This window comes from Trichocoleus sp. FACHB-40, from assembly GCF_014695915.1.
GTDB lineage: Bacteria > Cyanobacteriota > Cyanobacteriia > Cyanobacteriales > FACHB-T130 > Funiculus > Funiculus sociatus.
On sequence record NZ_JACJPF010000024.1, the window covers coordinates 130,225 to 146,453 of the forward strand.

General features: G+C 46.0%; 16 protein-coding genes. 6 read left to right on the forward strand and 10 right to left on the reverse strand.

Annotated features, from left to right (window positions below; all coding sequences use genetic code 11):
* Positions 1 to 34 precede the first annotated feature (34 nt).
* The 5 genes from H6F63_RS01680 to rsmA form a co-directional block, all read right to left on the reverse strand.
* Positions 35 to 259, reverse strand: a complete 225-nt coding sequence (locus tag H6F63_RS01680; RefSeq protein ID WP_190427856.1) for a DUF2811 domain-containing protein — start codon at positions 257 to 259, stop codon at positions 35 to 37.
* 551 nt (positions 260 to 810) lie between these two features.
* On the reverse strand, positions 811 to 2,436 hold the full coding sequence (locus H6F63_RS01685; RefSeq protein ID WP_347276757.1) for an HD domain-containing phosphohydrolase: 1,626 nt from the start codon (positions 2,434 to 2,436) through the stop codon (positions 811 to 813).
* 550 nt (positions 2,437 to 2,986) lie between these two features.
* Positions 2,987 to 3,322: a DUF3082 domain-containing protein gene (locus tag H6F63_RS01690; protein ID WP_190634335.1), complete on the reverse strand. Its 336-nt coding sequence runs from the start codon at positions 3,320 to 3,322 to the stop codon at positions 2,987 to 2,989.
* 5 nt (positions 3,323 to 3,327) lie between these two features.
* On the reverse strand, positions 3,328 to 4,272 hold the full coding sequence (gene ispE / locus H6F63_RS01695) for a 4-(cytidine 5'-diphospho)-2-C-methyl-D-erythritol kinase (protein ID WP_190634336.1): 945 nt from the start codon (positions 4,270 to 4,272) through the stop codon (positions 3,328 to 3,330).
* A gap of 55 nt (positions 4,273 to 4,327) precedes the next feature.
* Positions 4,328 to 5,143, reverse strand: a complete 816-nt coding sequence (gene rsmA, locus H6F63_RS01700) for a 16S rRNA (adenine(1518)-N(6)/adenine(1519)-N(6))-dimethyltransferase RsmA (protein ID WP_190437561.1) — start codon at positions 5,141 to 5,143, stop codon at positions 4,328 to 4,330.
* 144 nt (positions 5,144 to 5,287) lie between these two features.
* On the opposite strand from rsmA, the gene H6F63_RS01705 reads away from it, so the two are divergent.
* From H6F63_RS01705 to H6F63_RS01720, 4 genes are all read left to right on the forward strand, one after another.
* Positions 5,288 to 5,953, forward strand: a complete 666-nt coding sequence (locus tag H6F63_RS01705; RefSeq protein ID WP_190634339.1) for a TIGR00266 family protein — start codon at positions 5,288 to 5,290, stop codon at positions 5,951 to 5,953.
* 83 nt (positions 5,954 to 6,036) lie between these two features.
* A complete protein-coding gene (locus H6F63_RS01710; RefSeq protein WP_190634340.1) occupies positions 6,037 to 6,714 on the forward strand; it encodes a TIGR00266 family protein in 678 nt (225 codons plus the stop codon).
* A gap of 47 nt (positions 6,715 to 6,761) precedes the next feature.
* The gene (locus H6F63_RS01715; RefSeq protein ID WP_190634342.1) at positions 6,762 to 7,457 is read left to right on the forward strand and encodes a TIGR00266 family protein; all 696 of its coding nucleotides are present in this window, start codon (positions 6,762 to 6,764) and stop codon (positions 7,455 to 7,457) included.
* Positions 7,458 to 7,633: 176 nt separating this feature from the next.
* Positions 7,634 to 8,467 carry a M48 family metallopeptidase gene (locus H6F63_RS01720; protein WP_190634343.1) on the forward strand — a complete coding sequence of 278 codons (834 nt, stop codon included), beginning with the start codon at positions 7,634 to 7,636 and terminating at the stop codon, positions 8,465 to 8,467.
* Positions 8,468 to 8,518: 51 nt separating this feature from the next.
* Here H6F63_RS01720 and H6F63_RS01725 read toward each other — a convergent pair whose 3' ends face one another.
* From H6F63_RS01725 to thrS, 4 genes are all read right to left on the reverse strand, one after another.
* The gene (locus H6F63_RS01725) at positions 8,519 to 9,028 is read right to left on the reverse strand and encodes a hypothetical protein (protein ID WP_190634345.1); all 510 of its coding nucleotides are present in this window, start codon (positions 9,026 to 9,028) and stop codon (positions 8,519 to 8,521) included.
* Positions 9,029 to 9,051: 23 nt separating this feature from the next.
* Positions 9,052 to 10,017: a homoserine kinase gene (gene thrB, locus H6F63_RS01730; RefSeq protein ID WP_190634348.1), complete on the reverse strand. Its 966-nt coding sequence runs from the start codon at positions 10,015 to 10,017 to the stop codon at positions 9,052 to 9,054.
* A gap of 62 nt (positions 10,018 to 10,079) precedes the next feature.
* Positions 10,080 to 10,661 (reverse strand): hypothetical protein, encoded by a 582-nt coding sequence (locus H6F63_RS01735; RefSeq protein ID WP_190634349.1) that lies wholly within the window; start codon positions 10,659 to 10,661, stop codon positions 10,080 to 10,082.
* Between the two features lie 163 nt (positions 10,662 to 10,824).
* Complete coding sequence (thrS, locus tag H6F63_RS01740) at positions 10,825 to 12,678, reverse strand: threonine--tRNA ligase (protein ID WP_190634351.1); 1,854 nt, start codon at positions 12,676 to 12,678, stop codon at positions 10,825 to 10,827.
* Positions 12,679 to 12,917: 239 nt separating this feature from the next.
* Here thrS and H6F63_RS01745 point away from each other — a divergent pair, with 239 nt between their 5' ends.
* Positions 12,918 to 13,247 (forward strand): DUF2605 domain-containing protein, encoded by a 330-nt coding sequence (locus H6F63_RS01745; protein ID WP_190427890.1) that lies wholly within the window; start codon positions 12,918 to 12,920, stop codon positions 13,245 to 13,247.
* Between the two features lie 43 nt (positions 13,248 to 13,290).
* Positions 13,291 to 13,599, forward strand: coding sequence for a DUF2973 domain-containing protein (locus H6F63_RS01750; RefSeq protein ID WP_190634353.1), 309 nt, complete (start codon positions 13,291 to 13,293; stop codon positions 13,597 to 13,599).
* 37 nt (positions 13,600 to 13,636) lie between these two features.
* Here the strand turns inward: H6F63_RS01750 and H6F63_RS01755 are convergent, their stop codons facing one another.
* The gene (locus tag H6F63_RS01755; RefSeq protein ID WP_190634356.1) at positions 13,637 to 15,934 is read right to left on the reverse strand and encodes an amylo-alpha-1,6-glucosidase; all 2,298 of its coding nucleotides are present in this window, start codon (positions 15,932 to 15,934) and stop codon (positions 13,637 to 13,639) included.
* Positions 15,935 to 16,229: the final 295 nt, after the last annotated feature.

Sequence of the window (16,229 nt, forward strand, 5' to 3'; positions counted from 1 at the left end):
ATCAACAAGTTTTTGTTAGATCCAGCGCTATTTGTCAAACTGTATGCTGGAAAAGGGTTTCCAGATAAACCCGTGCTGCTTTGCGATAACTTTGCGAAGCTTCTGGGCTGTTGCCATTACCATTTTGCAGCAAGAATAGGGACAGCGCTGCGGCAAAAACGCGATCGTGATCCCAATCAGGATGAGTTTCTAGGTAGTTTTTGAGAGATTCGTGTAGTTCTTCAGGGATTTCTGCCAGGATACTGATTGTTGCGTTCATAGAACTCCTTTCTGTGGTCTGTGGCCTGTGGTCAGCTAAGAGTTGGAAAGTTGAAACGTTTCAACGCTTACGGACAACTGACTGTCGCATCATTGTCGGCTTCTCTTCCCCACCCTGTCAATGCTGCGAAATGTTACACTCACCTGTACGCAAAAAAAATATTCACGAGAGAATCAGCTTTTTCGGTCGCTTTTTGTTACCTATCTTTACTAAAACTCAGTCCATCCCAGGCGAGTCAGTATCTTTTTAAAAATCCCCACTAGAACAGCAAGACCCGATCCGACCGTTAAACCCTGTGGAAAACTTCTCTTAACCTGTGGAAAAAGTTGAACGGCTTTGTGGAAACGTTGGGGAATAGGTGGGGAAAATTTGGGTTAAAGATAAGAATTGCAAAGTCATCAATTATTATTAGTCTGTAGCACAGGCGCGATGTCTGTGGCATTAGTTATTAACAAGTTTTCGGTAATTAGGGCGAAAATGTGACAAAAATTGCCAAATGGCGATTTGGGGCGTGGGAGCCATATTCAGGCTGAATACCGCCGTGTTCGCCCCTAAGCTGCTGAATGAGCTTCAATTGAGAGGGTGTGACCCAAAGCAGCAAAAACATGGCGTTGCTCGAACAGGGTGACTAGATCGGTGTTGATTTTGCTTTGAGCTGCTTCTGCTCTGAGAATGGCGATCGCGTTTTCAACAGGCAATCGACGTTTATAAGGGCGATCGCTTGCTGTGAGTGCATCGTAAATATCTGCAATCGTCAAAATTTGAGTTTGAATCGGAATTTCTGCCTGTGTCAAGGCTTGGGGATAGCCACTACCATCGAGTTTTTCGTGATGTAAAGCAGCAATCAGGGGAACATTTTTTAGATGCTTTGTCCAGGGAATCCGCTTAAGAAATTCGTAGGTGTGGGTGACGTGGGCTTCGATTATCGATCGCTCTGCGGTTGTCAAATTACCTCTAGGCACCATAAGTTGAGACAATTCTTGAGATGACATCAGCGGCTTCATCTCACCATCTACATCTTGATAGGTGTATTCAGACAACTCTCTGAGTCGTTCTGGAAGCTCTTGGGCTAGAATATGGGGTTCGTTTGCCTCTAGTAATAGCTGCCAATATTCATTGAGTTTAGCGATCGCATCTTCAACTTGGCTATCTAATTGTTGCAGTTGTTGGCAGTGGGAACAGACGTTTTCCGAATCATTGTGGCGGTGGCTGGGATGCTCAATTAAATATTTAAACTTACTCTGGGCGCATTCCATTTCCAAGGTGCGCTGCGCTACAGCAAAGCGGTTACGAATCACCTCCAGCTGCGCTGGATAAAGTTTTTTCTGCTTGCCTAAAATAGCTTCTGGTGTACTTACTTTGCCAAAGTCATGCAACAGTGCTGCATAACGAATTTCTTGGATTTGGCGATCGCTAAAATAAATCAACCGCAATGACCCTGTGGTTACTGTACTCGCTTCTTGAGCCAGACGCACCACCAAGTCTGCAACTCGCTCAGAATGCCCCGATGTTGTGGGATCTCGCGCTTCAATAATCTGAACAGAAGCTCTGACAAAGCCCTCGAAGAGATTTTCAATACTCTTTTGTAATTGATTGCGTTCAATAGAGATCGCCGCCTGAGAAGCAAGACTTCGCACAACGTATTCTTCCCACGCCGAATAAGGTTGAGTAACATCCCGCACATTTTCCGGAGTTACAACCGCGTTAATATTAATCTTGCGATTGATCAGCTGAAGCACCCCTATAATTTCTCCTTCAGCGTCTTGCATTGGCAGCACCAAAACTGAGCGCGTGTGGTAGGGAATGCTCAGGTCAAAACTGCGATCCAGCTGGTAGGGAACATCTGGAGGTAAATTATAAGCATCTGGCAAATTTAAGCTTTCACCCGTCAGCGCCACGTACCCTGCCAAACTTTTTGGAGTTAACGGCACGCAGAACTCTCGAAAGGAATCGCTCGATCGAGAATCATTCTGTGCTACTTTAAATACCAACTTGGGAGTGTCTTCAGTTCGATCTATTAAATAAACACTTCCCGCATCGCTACAAGTAATCTCGCGACTCTTAGATAAAATCAGATTTAGTAATTCTCCTAAATCTTGACTGCCCGAAAGTGCTGTCCCTATCGCCAAAAGTTGCTCGATTAGTTCTGCTGGTTGCTCTATTTGGGGCAGATACATCTGGTTTTTAGCTGTCGTCTGGCAATGGGAAACTATCATAATTATTGCACCCTTTGATTACAGTCAAGTTATTTTACTTATAAAAATTTTCCCCTGCTCAACTTCTAGCTAAGCGATGGGCAAAGATCGGTTTATTTTTGCCGTCTTTGATTTCATCTGTTAACCTACTAATATCTCAGCTTGATTTTCCGCGTTAAGCACTCAATGCTTCTTATATTACTATCATCTGCTATTAGCCATCATCTGTTAGCATAATTTTTAAAGAAATGATGAAACATTAACAATTAATTATAAAGAATAAATATTTTTTTAAGGGGCGCAAAAAAGAACAAGTAAAATTAGGGAAAGGAAAACTTTATCCTCTCAGGATATTTCAATATATGAAAATTGTAAATTACTTAACTGTCTTCCTTTCCTGAGCCGCCGGGGCGCGAATATTAGTTGGAGGACGTTTCGTAATTTACGCGCAATGCCTCCCTCCACCAATCCGAGTACAGATATGGTAGGGGACTCCTTGCTATTCAAGTTGAATTATGTCTACCTACTTATACTATTGAGTTGGTGGTGGTGTGCGGTTTGTCAGGCGTTGAAACGTAATTTGAATAGCTAAGGCAAGAAGACCAAGAGTTACTAAACCAAAGATACATGTTCCCAATGCGCTCATACCAACAACGAGAGTACGAACAGCGATCGCAATATTGATCGCAGTAACGTTATCCGATGAAATAGGCTTAGCGGCAAACGTTTGAGAAATTGAGACGGTGAGCAAGTAGAGGCAATATGCCATTCCTCCTGCAATCAACGCCCCAGTCAAACAGCGTAGAGGACTCGTTGGCGTTTCGGTTGGTTGGACAGCTGGATTTTGTGTAGGAGTAGGGTCAGTCATAAATTTTAAGTTGAAACATGAATACCGTTAGTTGTTACCCCAGTTACCCACAAGTCTAAATTGGGGTCAAGAATTGACTGTCTAACTTGCTGCTGTACCTGTTGTGCTTGGGCTTCTGTTTCGCAGAGTGCAAATACTGTTGGCCCGGAACCCGACATCATGGTTCCCAAGACACCAGCACTGATGAAAGCTTCCCGCAGTCGCAATACTTGGGGATACTCTGGCAATACGACTTTCTCTAAGTCATTGTGCAGCAGTTGACCGATTTTTGATCCATCTTTATTGTAGATAGCTCTTACCATTGGCCCAGAATGTACTCGTTCCCTGCGTGCTTCCAAACTATCAGCATCCCTAACGTAGGAACTGAGATATTGCTGTCGGTAAGTTTGGTAAGCCCAAGGCGTGTAAACCGCCAGATTGCGGTATTTGCCCAAGACGACATAGAGACGATCCAAATTTGGCAGAGGAGAAAGTTCCTCACCCCGCCCAGTTGCCAGTGCTGTGCCGCCTGCGATACAAAAAGGAACATCTGAGCCAATTTTTGCAGCCAGTTCTTGCAATTCCGACTGAGTGAGTCCCAGATGCCACAGCAAATCTATCCCGACGATAACAGCTGCGGCATTGCTAGATCCGCCAGCGAGTCCAGCCCCTACGGGGATTTGTTTTTCTATGGCAATTTCAACGCCGCCATACTGGGCAAAGGCTTCGGGAAATTTTACTGCCATCAATTCTGCCGCGCGGTAAGCAAGATTACTTTTGTCTTGCGGCACTTCGGGATGATCGCATTGGACGCGGATGATTTCGGTGCTAAGCGATCGCAAATTTATGCGATCGCTTAAGCCGATGCTTTGCAGCACCATTACCAGTTCGTGATAACCATCCGGGCGATCGCCGATAATTTCCAGGTAGAGATTAATTTTGGCTGGGGAAATCAGGGAGTAGGAACGCATAGTGTAGTCGGTAAGGGATGCCCGCACCCTGGAAGGATGGCGGCGACTTTAGTCGTTAGGCAAGATCCAAGTTACTCAAGGCTACCCATTGAGCAACGCTTAAGTCTTCGGCGCGGGCTTGGGGATTTACTTCTAATTGTTCCAGTAATTGGGTGAGGCGATCGCGTTCTACTATCCCTTTCAAATTATTTCGCAACATTTTGCGCTTTTCGGCAAAGCCTAACTTTAACAAAGTCTCTAGGTGCTTGGGGTCATCGGCTGGTGGTTCCGTCATTCGCGGACGCAGACGCACCACCGCTGAATCAACCTTAGGCGGCGGATGAAACGCTCCTGCTGGCACAATACAAATTAACTCGCACTCTGCTAGATATTGCACCCGCACCGATAAAGCTCCAAATGCTTTCGAGCCTGGTTTAGCATACAGCCTTTGTGCTACTTCCTTCTGTACCAGCAGCACAATTGAATCAAACGGTTTGGCTGCGGGTTGGGAAATTGTACCTAACAATTTTTCCAAAATTGGGCCAGTGATGTTGTAGGGGATATTGGCAACAACTTTATTTGGATTTTGGAAGGCTAGGAATGAAGTTAAAGAAGCGTCTAAATCGAGAGAAAGAAAATCGCCTTGTAGAAGGAGAAAATTTTCCACCTTACCCAGTTGTTTAGCCAGCAGTTGACACAAATCGCGGTCAATTTCGACAGCGACGACCGATTCAGCCAGGGGCAATAAGCGACGAGTCAGGATACCAGTACCGGGGCCGATTTCCAGAACGCGATCGCATTTCGATAAAGCAGCTGCGGCGACAATTTGATTCAGAGCCTTGTCGCTTCGCAGCCAGTGTTGAGCAAATTGTTTTCTAGGTTGAGGGGTCATAACTTGATTGTACTGGGGAGCGATACCAGCTACACGTTTAACCTGTTTTAAGATGTATCTATTTTCCTTAATAATTCTGGATACCGGAAAAACTTCTGTCAAGCTTGTATATATCTGCATCCACCAAAAGCAGGAGATTTATCGGTGAAGTACGAAATTCGTTACAAACCAGCCTTTGCCTCTGTTTTTGTCACCTTGAATCCGGGTGATAGCCTCACCGCTGAGGCGGGAGCTATGACCAGTATGAATGCTCAACTGTCCATAAAAACAGAGTTTTCCGGTGGTTTCATCTCAGGACTGTTAAAGAAATTCTTTGGTGGAGAATCATTATTTGTTAATGTTTTTACTAACAATTCACAGCAACCATTGCAGTTAGTTTTAACTCAATCCACCATTGGCGATATAGTTTGTATTGATTTACGGGGTGGGCGGGAAATTTGCTTCCAACCCGGTGCTTATATTGCCCATACTCCAGGCGTAAATATGGGAGTACAGTGGGCAGGTTTCAAGAGCTGGGTATCAGGAGAAGGACTGTTTAAGCTGAAGCTAAACGGTCAGGGACAAGTGTTTTTTGGTGCTTATGGTGGCATTACTCAAAAACGTATTTCTGGCGAATTTGTGGTGGATAGCGGTCATTTAGTTGCTTATGAACCAGGAATCAAAATGAATATTGGGTTGGCTGGCGGATTGCTTGGTTCTGTCACGTCGGGGGAAGGATTAGTAAACCGTCTGACTGGTCAAGGGGAGATTTATTTACAGTCTCGCAGTGTTGGGGGATTAGTTAGGTATTTAAGCCCTAAATTACGGTAATAAAGTTTTGAATTTTGAAGGCTATTTGAGTTTTTAAAAAATAAAATTCAACCTTCAAAACTATTTTAGGAGATTTTGTCCAAATGAATGTGGAAATTTTACATCAACCAGACAGCGCGATCGCTCGCGTTACTTTAAGTGCTGGTGAAGAATTAGTTGCAGAAGCTGGCAGAATGATTGCCATGAGTGGTTACATCAATGCCAGCACCACTTTACGTCAAGGAAAAGGCGGCGGAATATTAGGCGGACTCAAGCGCATGGTGGCTGGTGAGTCGTTATTTTTAAGTGTCTTCCGTTCTCCCACTGCTGGGGGTGAAATATTTCTGGCTCCAAAATTGATGGGCGATATTTTGCCCTATAAAATGGCTGGCGATGGTTTAGTTGTGCAGTCTGCTTCTTACCTAGCCAGTGAATCAGATGTTGATATTAACTTGGGATTTCAAGGCTTTAAATCTTTATTTTCTGGAGAATCAATCTTTTGGTTAGATGTCACTGGCAAGGGTTCTGTTCTTCTCAGTTCCTTTGGGGCAATTTATGAAATATCAGTAAACGGTGAATATATTGTTGATACCGGACATATTGTTGCCTTTGAAAAAAGCCTGACATTTGAAATAAAAAAAGCAAGTTCTAGTTTGATCGGTTCTTTCTTAGGCGGTGAAGGTTTCATTTGTCGGTTTAAAGGACAAGGTAAGGTGTTTTGCCAAACTCACAATCCTGGTGCCTTTGGTATGCTGGTTGGCGCTCAGCTTCCGGCACGATAAGCATTAGCCATTCTTCACGGAGAACAAATAATTAACAATTTAAAAATATGAATGAAATAAAATACGAAATCGAACATTCTCCTGCATATGCTTCCCTACGGTTCGACTTGAGGGCAAATCAAACAGTGTTAGTTGAATCAGGAGCAATGGCGGCGATGGACTCTTGCATCAAAATGAAATCTAAGGTGCAAGGTGGTTTAATGAAAGGTCTTGGTAGAATGCTGGGTGGTGAATCTTTATTTATCAGTGAATTCACCGCTGAAGGTAGAGCAGGAGAACTGTATGTTTCACCTGGAGTCCCTGGAGAGATTCAGCATTACTACCTGAATGGTAATGGTTTAATGGTGCAATCTTCTGGATTTGTTGCTGCTAGTCCCACAGTTCAACTCGATACTAAGTTTCAAGGTTTTAAAGGCTTCTTTAGTGGAGAGTCCTTGTTTTTACTTCGCGCAGCTGGACAAGGTGATATCTGGTTTAGTTCTTATGGAGCAATTGTAGAAATTCCGGTGGCGGGTGATTATGTAGTAGATACTGGCTACATTGTAGCGTTTGAAGATTCGTTACAATACAAAGTTGAGATGTTAGGGGGTTTGTCATTTAAAGGGCTGAGAACTGGAATTTTAGGTGGTGAAGGATTAGTATGTCGCTTTCAGGGTAACGGACGTTTATGGATTCAGTCGCGGGAGCTTTATGCGTTGATTAATTTCTTGAATCCGTTTCGTCCAGTTAAGAGTAGTAATTGATAAAAAAATACTGTGTGGATGCAGAACTTACTTAAAAACGTAGGTTGCGCTCTTGGAGCCTCACCCAACATCTAGCTAATCTAAGAGAGTTGTAGGGTTCACTATCGTTCAACCCGACCTAAAAGTTAATTTTCGGCTTTTGTAAGTGCCATTCCACCGTACTAATAATTAATATCATGTCTTCTGAAATCCCTTCAACAGCAACACCTATTAATCGCAATCCGCCCCCAAGTAACCGCCAACTGCTCATAATTCTGGGGCTATTTATTGGCTTTATTGTCAGTGTTATTTGGCTGTTTGGTTTGCTGATTAATAGCCTGGTATGGGTGATTCCTCCCAGTGTGGAAAAACAACTGGGTGCTGTAATTGTTCCGGCTTACGAACAGTTGGCTAAACCGTCACCTACTCAAGAGACATTGAATCAGCTGCTAGACAAACTGGAAACAAAATTGCCGCAGCAGGTGAGACAAGAGCGGGATTACGGAGTGCTATATTTGCCAGGTGATACGGTGAATGCTCTAGCTTTACCAGGCGATCGCATAATCATCTACGCGGGGTTGCTCAAACAAATCAAATCTGAAAATGAGCTGATGATGGTGTTGGGACATGAGTTGGGACATTTTGCCCATCGTGATCATTTACGCAGTTTAGTGCGCCAGCTGATTTTCCCGATCGCGATCGCTACCATTTTTGGCGATGCGGGTGGACTATCATCAGTTGCTGCTTCTGGAGTTGAAGCTGTCAGCAATTCCCAATTTTCTCAGTCTCAAGAATCTCAAGCCGATGAGTTTGGACTTACTTTACTACAAAATACTTACGGTCATGTAGCAGGAGCAACCGACTTTTTTGCCCGAATGAGTCGTCAAAAAGGTGTGAATTTTGATTTCTTAACTACCCATCCAGCACCCGGTAGGCGTGTTAAAGAATTGCAGCGCTTGATCGAGCAGAAAAATTATCCTGTAAAAGAGCGATCGCCCCTTCCAGAAACGCTCTCCAACTTGAAAGAATAGCCATTAAACTTAAGCCCTCCCCGTCAACGGGCAGAGGTTGGGGAGGGATTCTCAAACAACTTTATTCACAATCGTCCAAACAACCCCATCTGAACGGACGTGGGGAACCGTCACCCTGCTGAACCCAGTAATAAAAGGCTTCCCGTGTAACTGCCAATAATCCGTACTAATTTCGTCAGCGATCGCTTTGAGCGCCTGTACTTCTTCCGCCAGCTCTGCGGCGAGGTCGTTAATGCGTTCAGCATGACCCTGAGCGCGTTGTTTGTCCTCATCTAACTGCTGCTCCAGAGAGTTTTGTTTGCGCTGCCTTTGTAACAATTCTAGAGGTTGCCCGACCAGCTGCTTTAATTTAGCTTCCAGAGCAGCGATCGCATCATCTATCCCCTTGATTTCAGCAGACATTTGTGATGTCTCTCTAGCATGACGACGATAAGCCTCAACAATCGCCTCTGGTGAGTCATAGCTTGGCAATACTGGATCTACTTTCAATGACTCGCGTTCTTGCTTTAAAGCTTCAAGTTGAGAGCGAATCGCGTCAATTTCTGCCTGCAATGGCTCCATAATTACTTAAGTTGATTATCTATTCATGGTAATGCTTCTGTGGAGCTGCTTGCGCCGTGCAAATCAATTTGCAGCGATCGCACTTGAGCCTTAATTCCTTCCTGCTGCCAAGTTGTAGCGATCGCTTCTTCCACAGACACACACAGATCACGGCGTACAAGAGCCAAAAGAGTTGGCCCCGCACCACTAATCACCATACCTAAAGCACCCGCCGCCATTGCAGCCTCGCGTACAGCATCATAACCGGGAATCAAAGCTTTCCGATAAGGCTGATGAATGCGGTCTTGCAGCGCCGCCCTTAACCAATCGTCCCGTCCAGTTTCCAACCCCCGCAACAGCAAACCCAGATGCGCCGTATTAAAAATCGCATCAGCACGACTGTACTGATTTGGCAAAACCCGTCGCGCCTCAGAAGTCGAAAGCTCAAAATCCGGAATCGCCACCACCGGAACAACATCAGAATGCCAGGGAACCTCACAAATCTCCCATCCCTCTTCTCTGGGTTCTGGGTGCTGCGGTTCGTTTAAACCCGTAGCCGCCAGACGACAACCCCCCAACAACGCCGGAACCACATTATCAGGATGTCCTTCCATAGCGATCGCTAATTCCATCACCTCAGCCTGACTCAAAGGCGAACCAGCCAACAGATTAGCACCAACTAACCCACCCGCGATCGCTGTCGCCGAACTACCCAAACCCCGCGCCAGAGGAACACCCAAATCAATCTCAATCTCCACTGACGGCGGCGTTTCACCGATATGCTGATACAACTTCACAAACGACTGGTAAACCAGATTATCAGCACTGGTGTTAACCCGTTCGGCTTCCGCACCAGTGACAGTTATTTTCAATTCCGGTTTAGCTGAGTTGAGCCGGGTGAACTTGAACTGATTGTACAGCGTCAAAGCTGCCCCAATGCAATCAAATCCAGGTCCCAAATTCGCAGTCGTAGCGGGAACGGTAACGGTTACGCAAGAAACAGAGGGCATCTTTAAATTAGGCGTTGGTAGCAGCAAATTCCCCGCACCGTTTATAGAGTGAGGGTTACAAATTATCTTCGATCGTACAAGTAAAGCAGCGCTTCAGCGTAAGTTTTCCCATTTGGCTGCGTCACCTCTAGATATGCGTTCGAGCCTTCGGGACGCGAACCATCTGCATAAATCAAGTAGGTGTAGCCGCGATTGTGAAAAATCAGTTGATTAGCTTCATCTGCATCATTATTCACAATCTTCAGACTGCTGCCACTTTTCTTGTCGCGTCCAAAGTAATACTTAGGAAGTGATAAATCATATTCTTTAGAACAGATTTGCGTCAAGTAATTTGTACTTTCTGCAAATGCAACTACCACCGTATTAGCAGGGCAACGAGTAAACAGCCGATTTGAATTTAGTTGTTTAATATTGCCACGAACCGTTACTTTACCGGTTTTTGGTAGCCGCGTAGTCCAACCATAGTCGCGAAGGACATTCGGATAATCTGGATCTGGGCGGAATCTAGAGTTACTTTGGGCTAGTTCAATTGTGTTGGATTTGGCTGTCAAAATATTTTCACTTTTTACAGCAGCTTGAGACGTACTAAATCCAATAGATGCTACTAGAAAAATGCTTGTTCCTAAAACGTGTAATTTCTCCATTTTGGCTGGTGTTTAGGATAAAAGTTTGTATACTTACCCTTCACCAGAAATGTTATGGATTCCGTATTGCTTAGGAAAAGAGCTTAAAAATGGAAAAAGGAAGCGATCGCTCCCTTCATCCTCTGGAATAATCAGTAAGGTGGGAAAAAACCCACCCTACACTTTAAAAGCTGCCGTAGTTGAGCTTAGCGTCTTTGATTCTCTCAATTACCTCACTAACAGGCATCGCTCCTAACTCTTGAGTTGGCTTACCCGAAGCGCGGAGGCGAATACTCAAACTATTAGCTTCCACCTCTTTCGCTCCCACAACTGCCATAACTGGGATTTTCTCCTTTTCACCATTGCGAATCTGTTTCTTGAGGTGTTCGCCACTGGTGTCAACTTCGGCGCGAATACCGCAGCGTAGCATTTGGTTTACCACTTCCTGAGCAAACGGCAACTGATCGTCGCTTACTGTCAGCAGTCGCGCTTGTACTGGCGCTAACCACAACGGGAAATCCCCAGCATACTCCTCAATTAAAATCCCAATCAGCCTTTCTAAAGATCCAAAAGGAGCGCGGTGAATCATCACAGGACGTTGGCGGGAACCATCCGGCGCAACGTACTCCAAATCAAAACGTTCTGGCAAATTGTAGTCTACTTGCACAGTACCCAGCTGCCACTCCCGCTCTAGAGCATCGCTGAAGATAAAATCCAGTTTAGGGCCATAAAACGCTGCTTCCCCAATTCCCTCAAAGTAATTCATTCCCAGCGTTTCCACGGCGCGACGAATCGCACCTTGAGCTTTTTCCCAAGCTTCATCAGAACCGATGTACTTGTCTGAATTTGGATCGCGGAAACTCAGACGCGCCTTAAAGTTCTTCAGTTGCAGACTCTTAAACACCGACAGAATCAAATCCACCACGTTGAGAAATTCGCTCTCAAGTTGTTCTGGCGTTACAAATAAGTGAGAATCATCCACGGTGAAACCGCGCACTCGCGTTAATCCACCGAGTTCCCCAGATTGTTCGTAACGGTAGACGGTGCCAAACTCCGCCAGTCGCATCGGTAGTTCCCGGTAAGAGCGCAACTGGCTCTTATAGATTTGGATGTGGAAAGGGCAATTCATCGGCTTGAGTGCGAACCCTTGTTCCATCGCCGCCGCTTGCTCATCCTCCGCCATCATCGGGAACATATCTTCTTTGTATTTCTGCCAGTGTCCAGAGGTTTTAAATAAATCGACTCTGGCGATGTGGGGCGTTACTACCTGCTGGTATCCGCGTTTGAGCTGTTCCTGCTTGAGGAAATCTTCCAGAACGCTCCGCAACACCGTTCCTTTTGGTGTCCATAGGGGCAACCCTGGCCCCACCTGATCGGCAAAAATAAACAATCCCAGTTCTTTGCCTAGCTTGCGGTGATCTCGCCGCAGCGCTTCTTCCTTGCGTCGCTTGTACTCAGCCAGCTGTTCCGGCGATTCCCAAGCCGTGGCATAAATTCGCTGTAGCTGTGCTTTGGTTTCATCGCCGCGCCAGTAAGCTCCAGCGACGCTTTCCAATTCAAAAGCTTTTGGATTCAACTCGCTGGTGTTTTCTACGTGAGGCCCAGCACACAAATCCCACCACTGATCTCCCAAATGATAGATGGTAATGGGTTCTTGTAGGTCTTCTAATATTTCTAGTTTGTAAGGCTCATTAATTGCCTTAATTCGGCTTTCGGCTTCCTCGCGGCTGACTTCTTCCCGAATTACTGGCAATTTGCGATTGACAATCTTGACCATCTCTTTCTGGATGGTTTTTAAGTCTTTGTCTGTAAATGGCTCTGGATTGTCAAAGTCATAGTAAAATCCGTTTTCAATCCACGGGCCGATAGTCACCTGTGCCTTAGGAAACAGCTTTTGCACCGCCATCGCCATAACGTGGGATGCCGTGTGACGGATTTTCTTCAAGGATTCAGATTCACTGGTACGGGGCAAATTTATCTTTGCTGGCACATCCTGGGAAGCTGAAGATTCTTCGGGGGGCATTGGCTGCTGAACCATAAGAGCGAAAATAGACAGAATTGTTGTGATAGCACTGCTTCTATGATACCCAGGTTGTTGAAAGACAAAGGATCAGTCAATTTTGAATTTTGGATTGGCGGCTGGGGAGGAGGGAAAAAGGGAATAATTTTCCCCTGCCTCTAGTCCCCTGGATCTAGACATTATTAAAAAAGTTTTAAATAACATTAAGAATTGTAAAGTAAGTTAAGATTAGAGTAGGATAGTATTCGGCTTTTATCATGCCCCTTTCCAACCTGCCGGAAAACGAATTGCTCAAAACGGTATTACAACCGTTGTTAGAAGATTTTCAGTATTGGTTTGCGCGATCGCGCCTGCTCTTAGAAACTGAAGAAATTCCCTTTTTAAGTGAAAATCAGCAATCAGACCTGCTCGAACGGGTAAAGCAAGCTCAAGCTGAAGTCAGCACAGCTCAGATGCTTTTCTTAGCAACTGGCGCTCAAGTCGGTATCGAAACGTCTGCTTTGGTGCCGTGGCACCAGCTAGTAACGGAGTGCTGGCAGGTGGGGATGCGGTTCCGTACCGAGCAAGCGACTAGCAATAACAAATAAAAACTAACAACTACTTAGACTGTGTGGCCTGGAGGAAAATCGTATGTTACACCTGCTTTATCTTGTTGTCTTTACCATTTTGGCATTTTTAGCGATCGCGAATATGATCCGCAGCTTGTTGACTATCAGCAGTATGGATACTCCACGGCGTTACCCACCATCAAGTCCCTACATGGCTTCCGCCACTGGTTATCGAACCGTACCGCACCCGGAACTGTTAGATGATGCCGGGAACCCAATTAATGAGCCGCTGCTGGTGATGCGTTCTATGTCCGTAGAAGATGCCCGCGAACAATTGGATGCGCTTTACAAATCGTCTCCCGGCAACAGCAGCGAACCTCAAGAAGATTAATTCTCTAATTCCCAGGCGACGCCTGGGAATGAGGAAATCAGGCTTCAATCACGACTCGGAGGTTCCCCCGCTTCTTGGCGACCCGACAAGCGGTGGTACTGCCAGAACGCTCAAATTCCAGATCCAGCAGCGTTGCTCCAACTCTCAAGTTGTGTAACGCCAGACGATTAATCGACTCAGGCAAAGCTGGGTCAATAATCCGCAAGCAGTTATTAGGAGCATCTGGCACCAAATTAACCATCATTTGCAGCAGCTGAAAGATGCTGCCAGTTGCCCAAGCTTGCGGAGAACAAGCTACGGGATATTTGACTGGTGCGTTATCCTCTGTTCGGTCGTAACCGCAAAATAGTTCTGGCGGTCGCTGATAAGGCTGCTGTATGGTCATATCAAACAAAGCTTTGGCAAGTTCCAGAGCTTGATCGATAAGCCCTAGCGATCGCACTCCCATCGCAATCAGAGCATTATCGTGAGGCCAAACCGACCCTACATGGTAGCCCATCGGATTGTATGCTGGGGACAAACTGCTCAAAGTGCGAATCCCCCAGCCGTTGAACATATCCGGCGCTTGCAGCCGTTCCGCCACACTATAAGCTTTTTCCGGCAAGAGGATGCCTAGATTCAGACAGTGACCGGGATTAGAAGTAATACTATCAACCTGATTGCCGTCGCCATCCAAAGCCAGAGCGCAGAAGCCTTCCTCTGCCATCCAAAAATCGCGATTAAAGCGGTTCTTCAAGTCTCTGGCCTCGTCTTGCCATCGATCCGACAGGTCTAACCGCTTCTTCATCCGGGCGATTTCTGCAAGGCGGAGTTTAGCAGAATAGACATAAGCCTGCACTTCCGACAAAGCGATCGCGCCCATCGCTAGCTGCCCCTTGCGATTCACAATACAATCACCAGAATCTTTCCACCCCTGATTCGCCAAACCCCGCTTCGATTGACGTTGGTAACTCAGATAGCCCGTTTCCTGGCAGTTGCGGTCAATCCAATCCATCGCCGCCAAAGCATTAGGCCAAAGTAGTTCAAGAGTTTCCCGATCCGCTGTCCAGGCAAAATATTCCGCATACAGCATTAACCACAGCGGCGTAGCATCCACCGTCCCGTAATAAGGCGTATGAGGAATTTCTTGACAACGAGCCATTTCCCCCATTCGCAACTCGTGCAAAATCTTCCCAGGCTGCTCGTCGCGCCAATCATCCTCATTCTTACCTTGGTAGTCAGCTAAAATAGTTAGCGTTTCGCGGGCAATTGTCGCATCGAGCATCAAGGTTTGCGATGCTGCAATGATCGAGTCGCGTCCAAACAGCGTGGAAAACCACGGCACCCCAGCTGAGAGTACCTTGCCCTTACCGAAAGATTGCCGCAGCAAATAAACATCCTGTTCAGCCCGTTCAATCACCCGATTAAAGGTGTTTTTGTCCGAACGAATCTGCGTAACGTGATTGCGCCAATCTTGCTGCTCGGATAACTCTGCGGCTCTCGCTTGTACTAGAGTTACTGGCGCAGGTACACTCGAAGCAGGCCGATTTTTTATCCGCATTTGCAGCCGATAGCCCAGCTTCTGGGTTTCGTGGGAATCCAGCTCTAGCTGCCAAACTGCCGTGTAACCTCTCAGCGCGTCTGGTTGGAGATGAACAAACTCAATGTGAGATTCCATCAAAGAGCCATCCAGCCCTTGGTAAGCTAATTTCAGTTCAAAATTTTCTTTTTCTGCGGTTTCACCTTTTGGCACTGCTCTTAAGAGCTGCCCTTTATGTTTTCGAGCGTAGCCCCGGACTACAAATAAGTCCACAAAATCCGCATCAAAGCTGAGACTGAGTTGAAAGCTAATTGAATGGGTGCTGTAGTTGGAGACTGTTAATTCTTCAAACAACGCTCCATTGAGAACAATTTCCCGCGCAATTCCTATGGTATCGGCGCGTAGGGGAGCAAAATCAAACATTGCCCCGCCATCTATTTGCCCCTCTGGCTCTAATTTATCTCCTCCTTCTAATCGCACTCCTCCGTCCATACTCGGATTGGTACACAAAACTGAAAGGGCAAACCCTTTATCAGCGGTGCTGCTGAGCAATACCGGGGGACGTTCGTTAATTTGCAACTCCAGGCGGCTGAGGAAGCGGGTATCAGCGCAGAACAACCCCATGCTGGAGTTCATGTCATCGCCTAAACACCCAGAAATGTTGCCCAGCGTGTCGGTAACTAAAAATAGGTCATTATCTTTAATGGTAAGAGTCGGCTGGGGGCGATCGCCCAAAACGCAAGGCCATTCCGGGATGGGTAGTTCGTCAGCCCGAATATAGGCTTTTCCTTCCAGTTCAAGAGTATCTGGTGCCATGAATCAGGTTTCTGCTCAAGAATACAGCTTGTTTGTGAGGGCTTTATTTGGGTCGCACTATCATCATGGTAGAAGTTTGACCCACAAAACTCCCTGACATCCTAATAGATGTCAAGGTTGCAAGATATGCGCCTTTTTCACACTTCTACAAATTTAATCAACTATTGGCCGAACTATTCCCACCCAACAAAATTTTCCGTTTTGTCATGCGGGGAGAGCAAGCGATCGCTTGCTCTCCCCTTGCTCCCTAAGTCCCTCATGCCGTTTGTTGCCTGGGAGCATTATAAAAATTTTT

Bases quoted from the DNA above. Each gene is read 5' to 3' on its own strand.
- H6F63_RS01750 (WP_190634353.1), top strand. From the start codon at position 13,291: ATGTTACACCTGCTTTATCTTGTTGTCTTTACCATTTTGGCATTTTTA.
- H6F63_RS01725 (WP_190634345.1), bottom strand. From the start codon at position 9,028: ATGGAGCCATTGCAGGCAGAAATTGACGCGATTCGCTCTCAACTTGAA.
- H6F63_RS01745 (WP_190427890.1), top strand. From the start codon at position 12,918: ATGCCCCTTTCCAACCTGCCGGAAAACGAATTGCTCAAAACGGTATTA.
- H6F63_RS01685 (WP_347276757.1), bottom strand. From the start codon at position 2,436: ATGTATCTGCCCCAAATAGAGCAACCAGCAGAACTAATCGAGCAACTT.
- H6F63_RS01720 (WP_190634343.1), top strand. From the start codon at position 7,634: ATGTCTTCTGAAATCCCTTCAACAGCAACACCTATTAATCGCAATCCG.
- H6F63_RS01690 (WP_190634335.1), bottom strand. From the start codon at position 3,322: ATGACTGACCCTACTCCTACACAAAATCCAGCTGTCCAACCAACCGAA.
- H6F63_RS01755 (WP_190634356.1), bottom strand. From the start codon at position 15,934: ATGGCACCAGATACTCTTGAACTGGAAGGAAAAGCCTATATTCGGGCT.
- thrS (WP_190634351.1), bottom strand. From the start codon at position 12,678: ATGGTTCAGCAGCCAATGCCCCCCGAAGAATCTTCAGCTTCCCAGGAT.
- H6F63_RS01715 (WP_190634342.1), top strand. From the start codon at position 6,762: ATGAATGAAATAAAATACGAAATCGAACATTCTCCTGCATATGCTTCC.
- H6F63_RS01680 (WP_190427856.1), bottom strand. From the start codon at position 259: ATGAACGCAACAATCAGTATCCTGGCAGAAATCCCTGAAGAACTACAC.
- H6F63_RS01735 (WP_190634349.1), bottom strand. From the start codon at position 10,661: ATGGAGAAATTACACGTTTTAGGAACAAGCATTTTTCTAGTAGCATCT.
- ispE (WP_190634336.1), bottom strand. From the start codon at position 4,272: ATGCGTTCCTACTCCCTGATTTCCCCAGCCAAAATTAATCTCTACCTG.
- rsmA (WP_190437561.1), bottom strand. From the start codon at position 5,143: ATGACCCCTCAACCTAGAAAACAATTTGCTCAACACTGGCTGCGAAGC.
- H6F63_RS01710 (WP_190634340.1), top strand. From the start codon at position 6,037: ATGAATGTGGAAATTTTACATCAACCAGACAGCGCGATCGCTCGCGTT.
- thrB (WP_190634348.1), bottom strand. From the start codon at position 10,017: ATGCCCTCTGTTTCTTGCGTAACCGTTACCGTTCCCGCTACGACTGCG.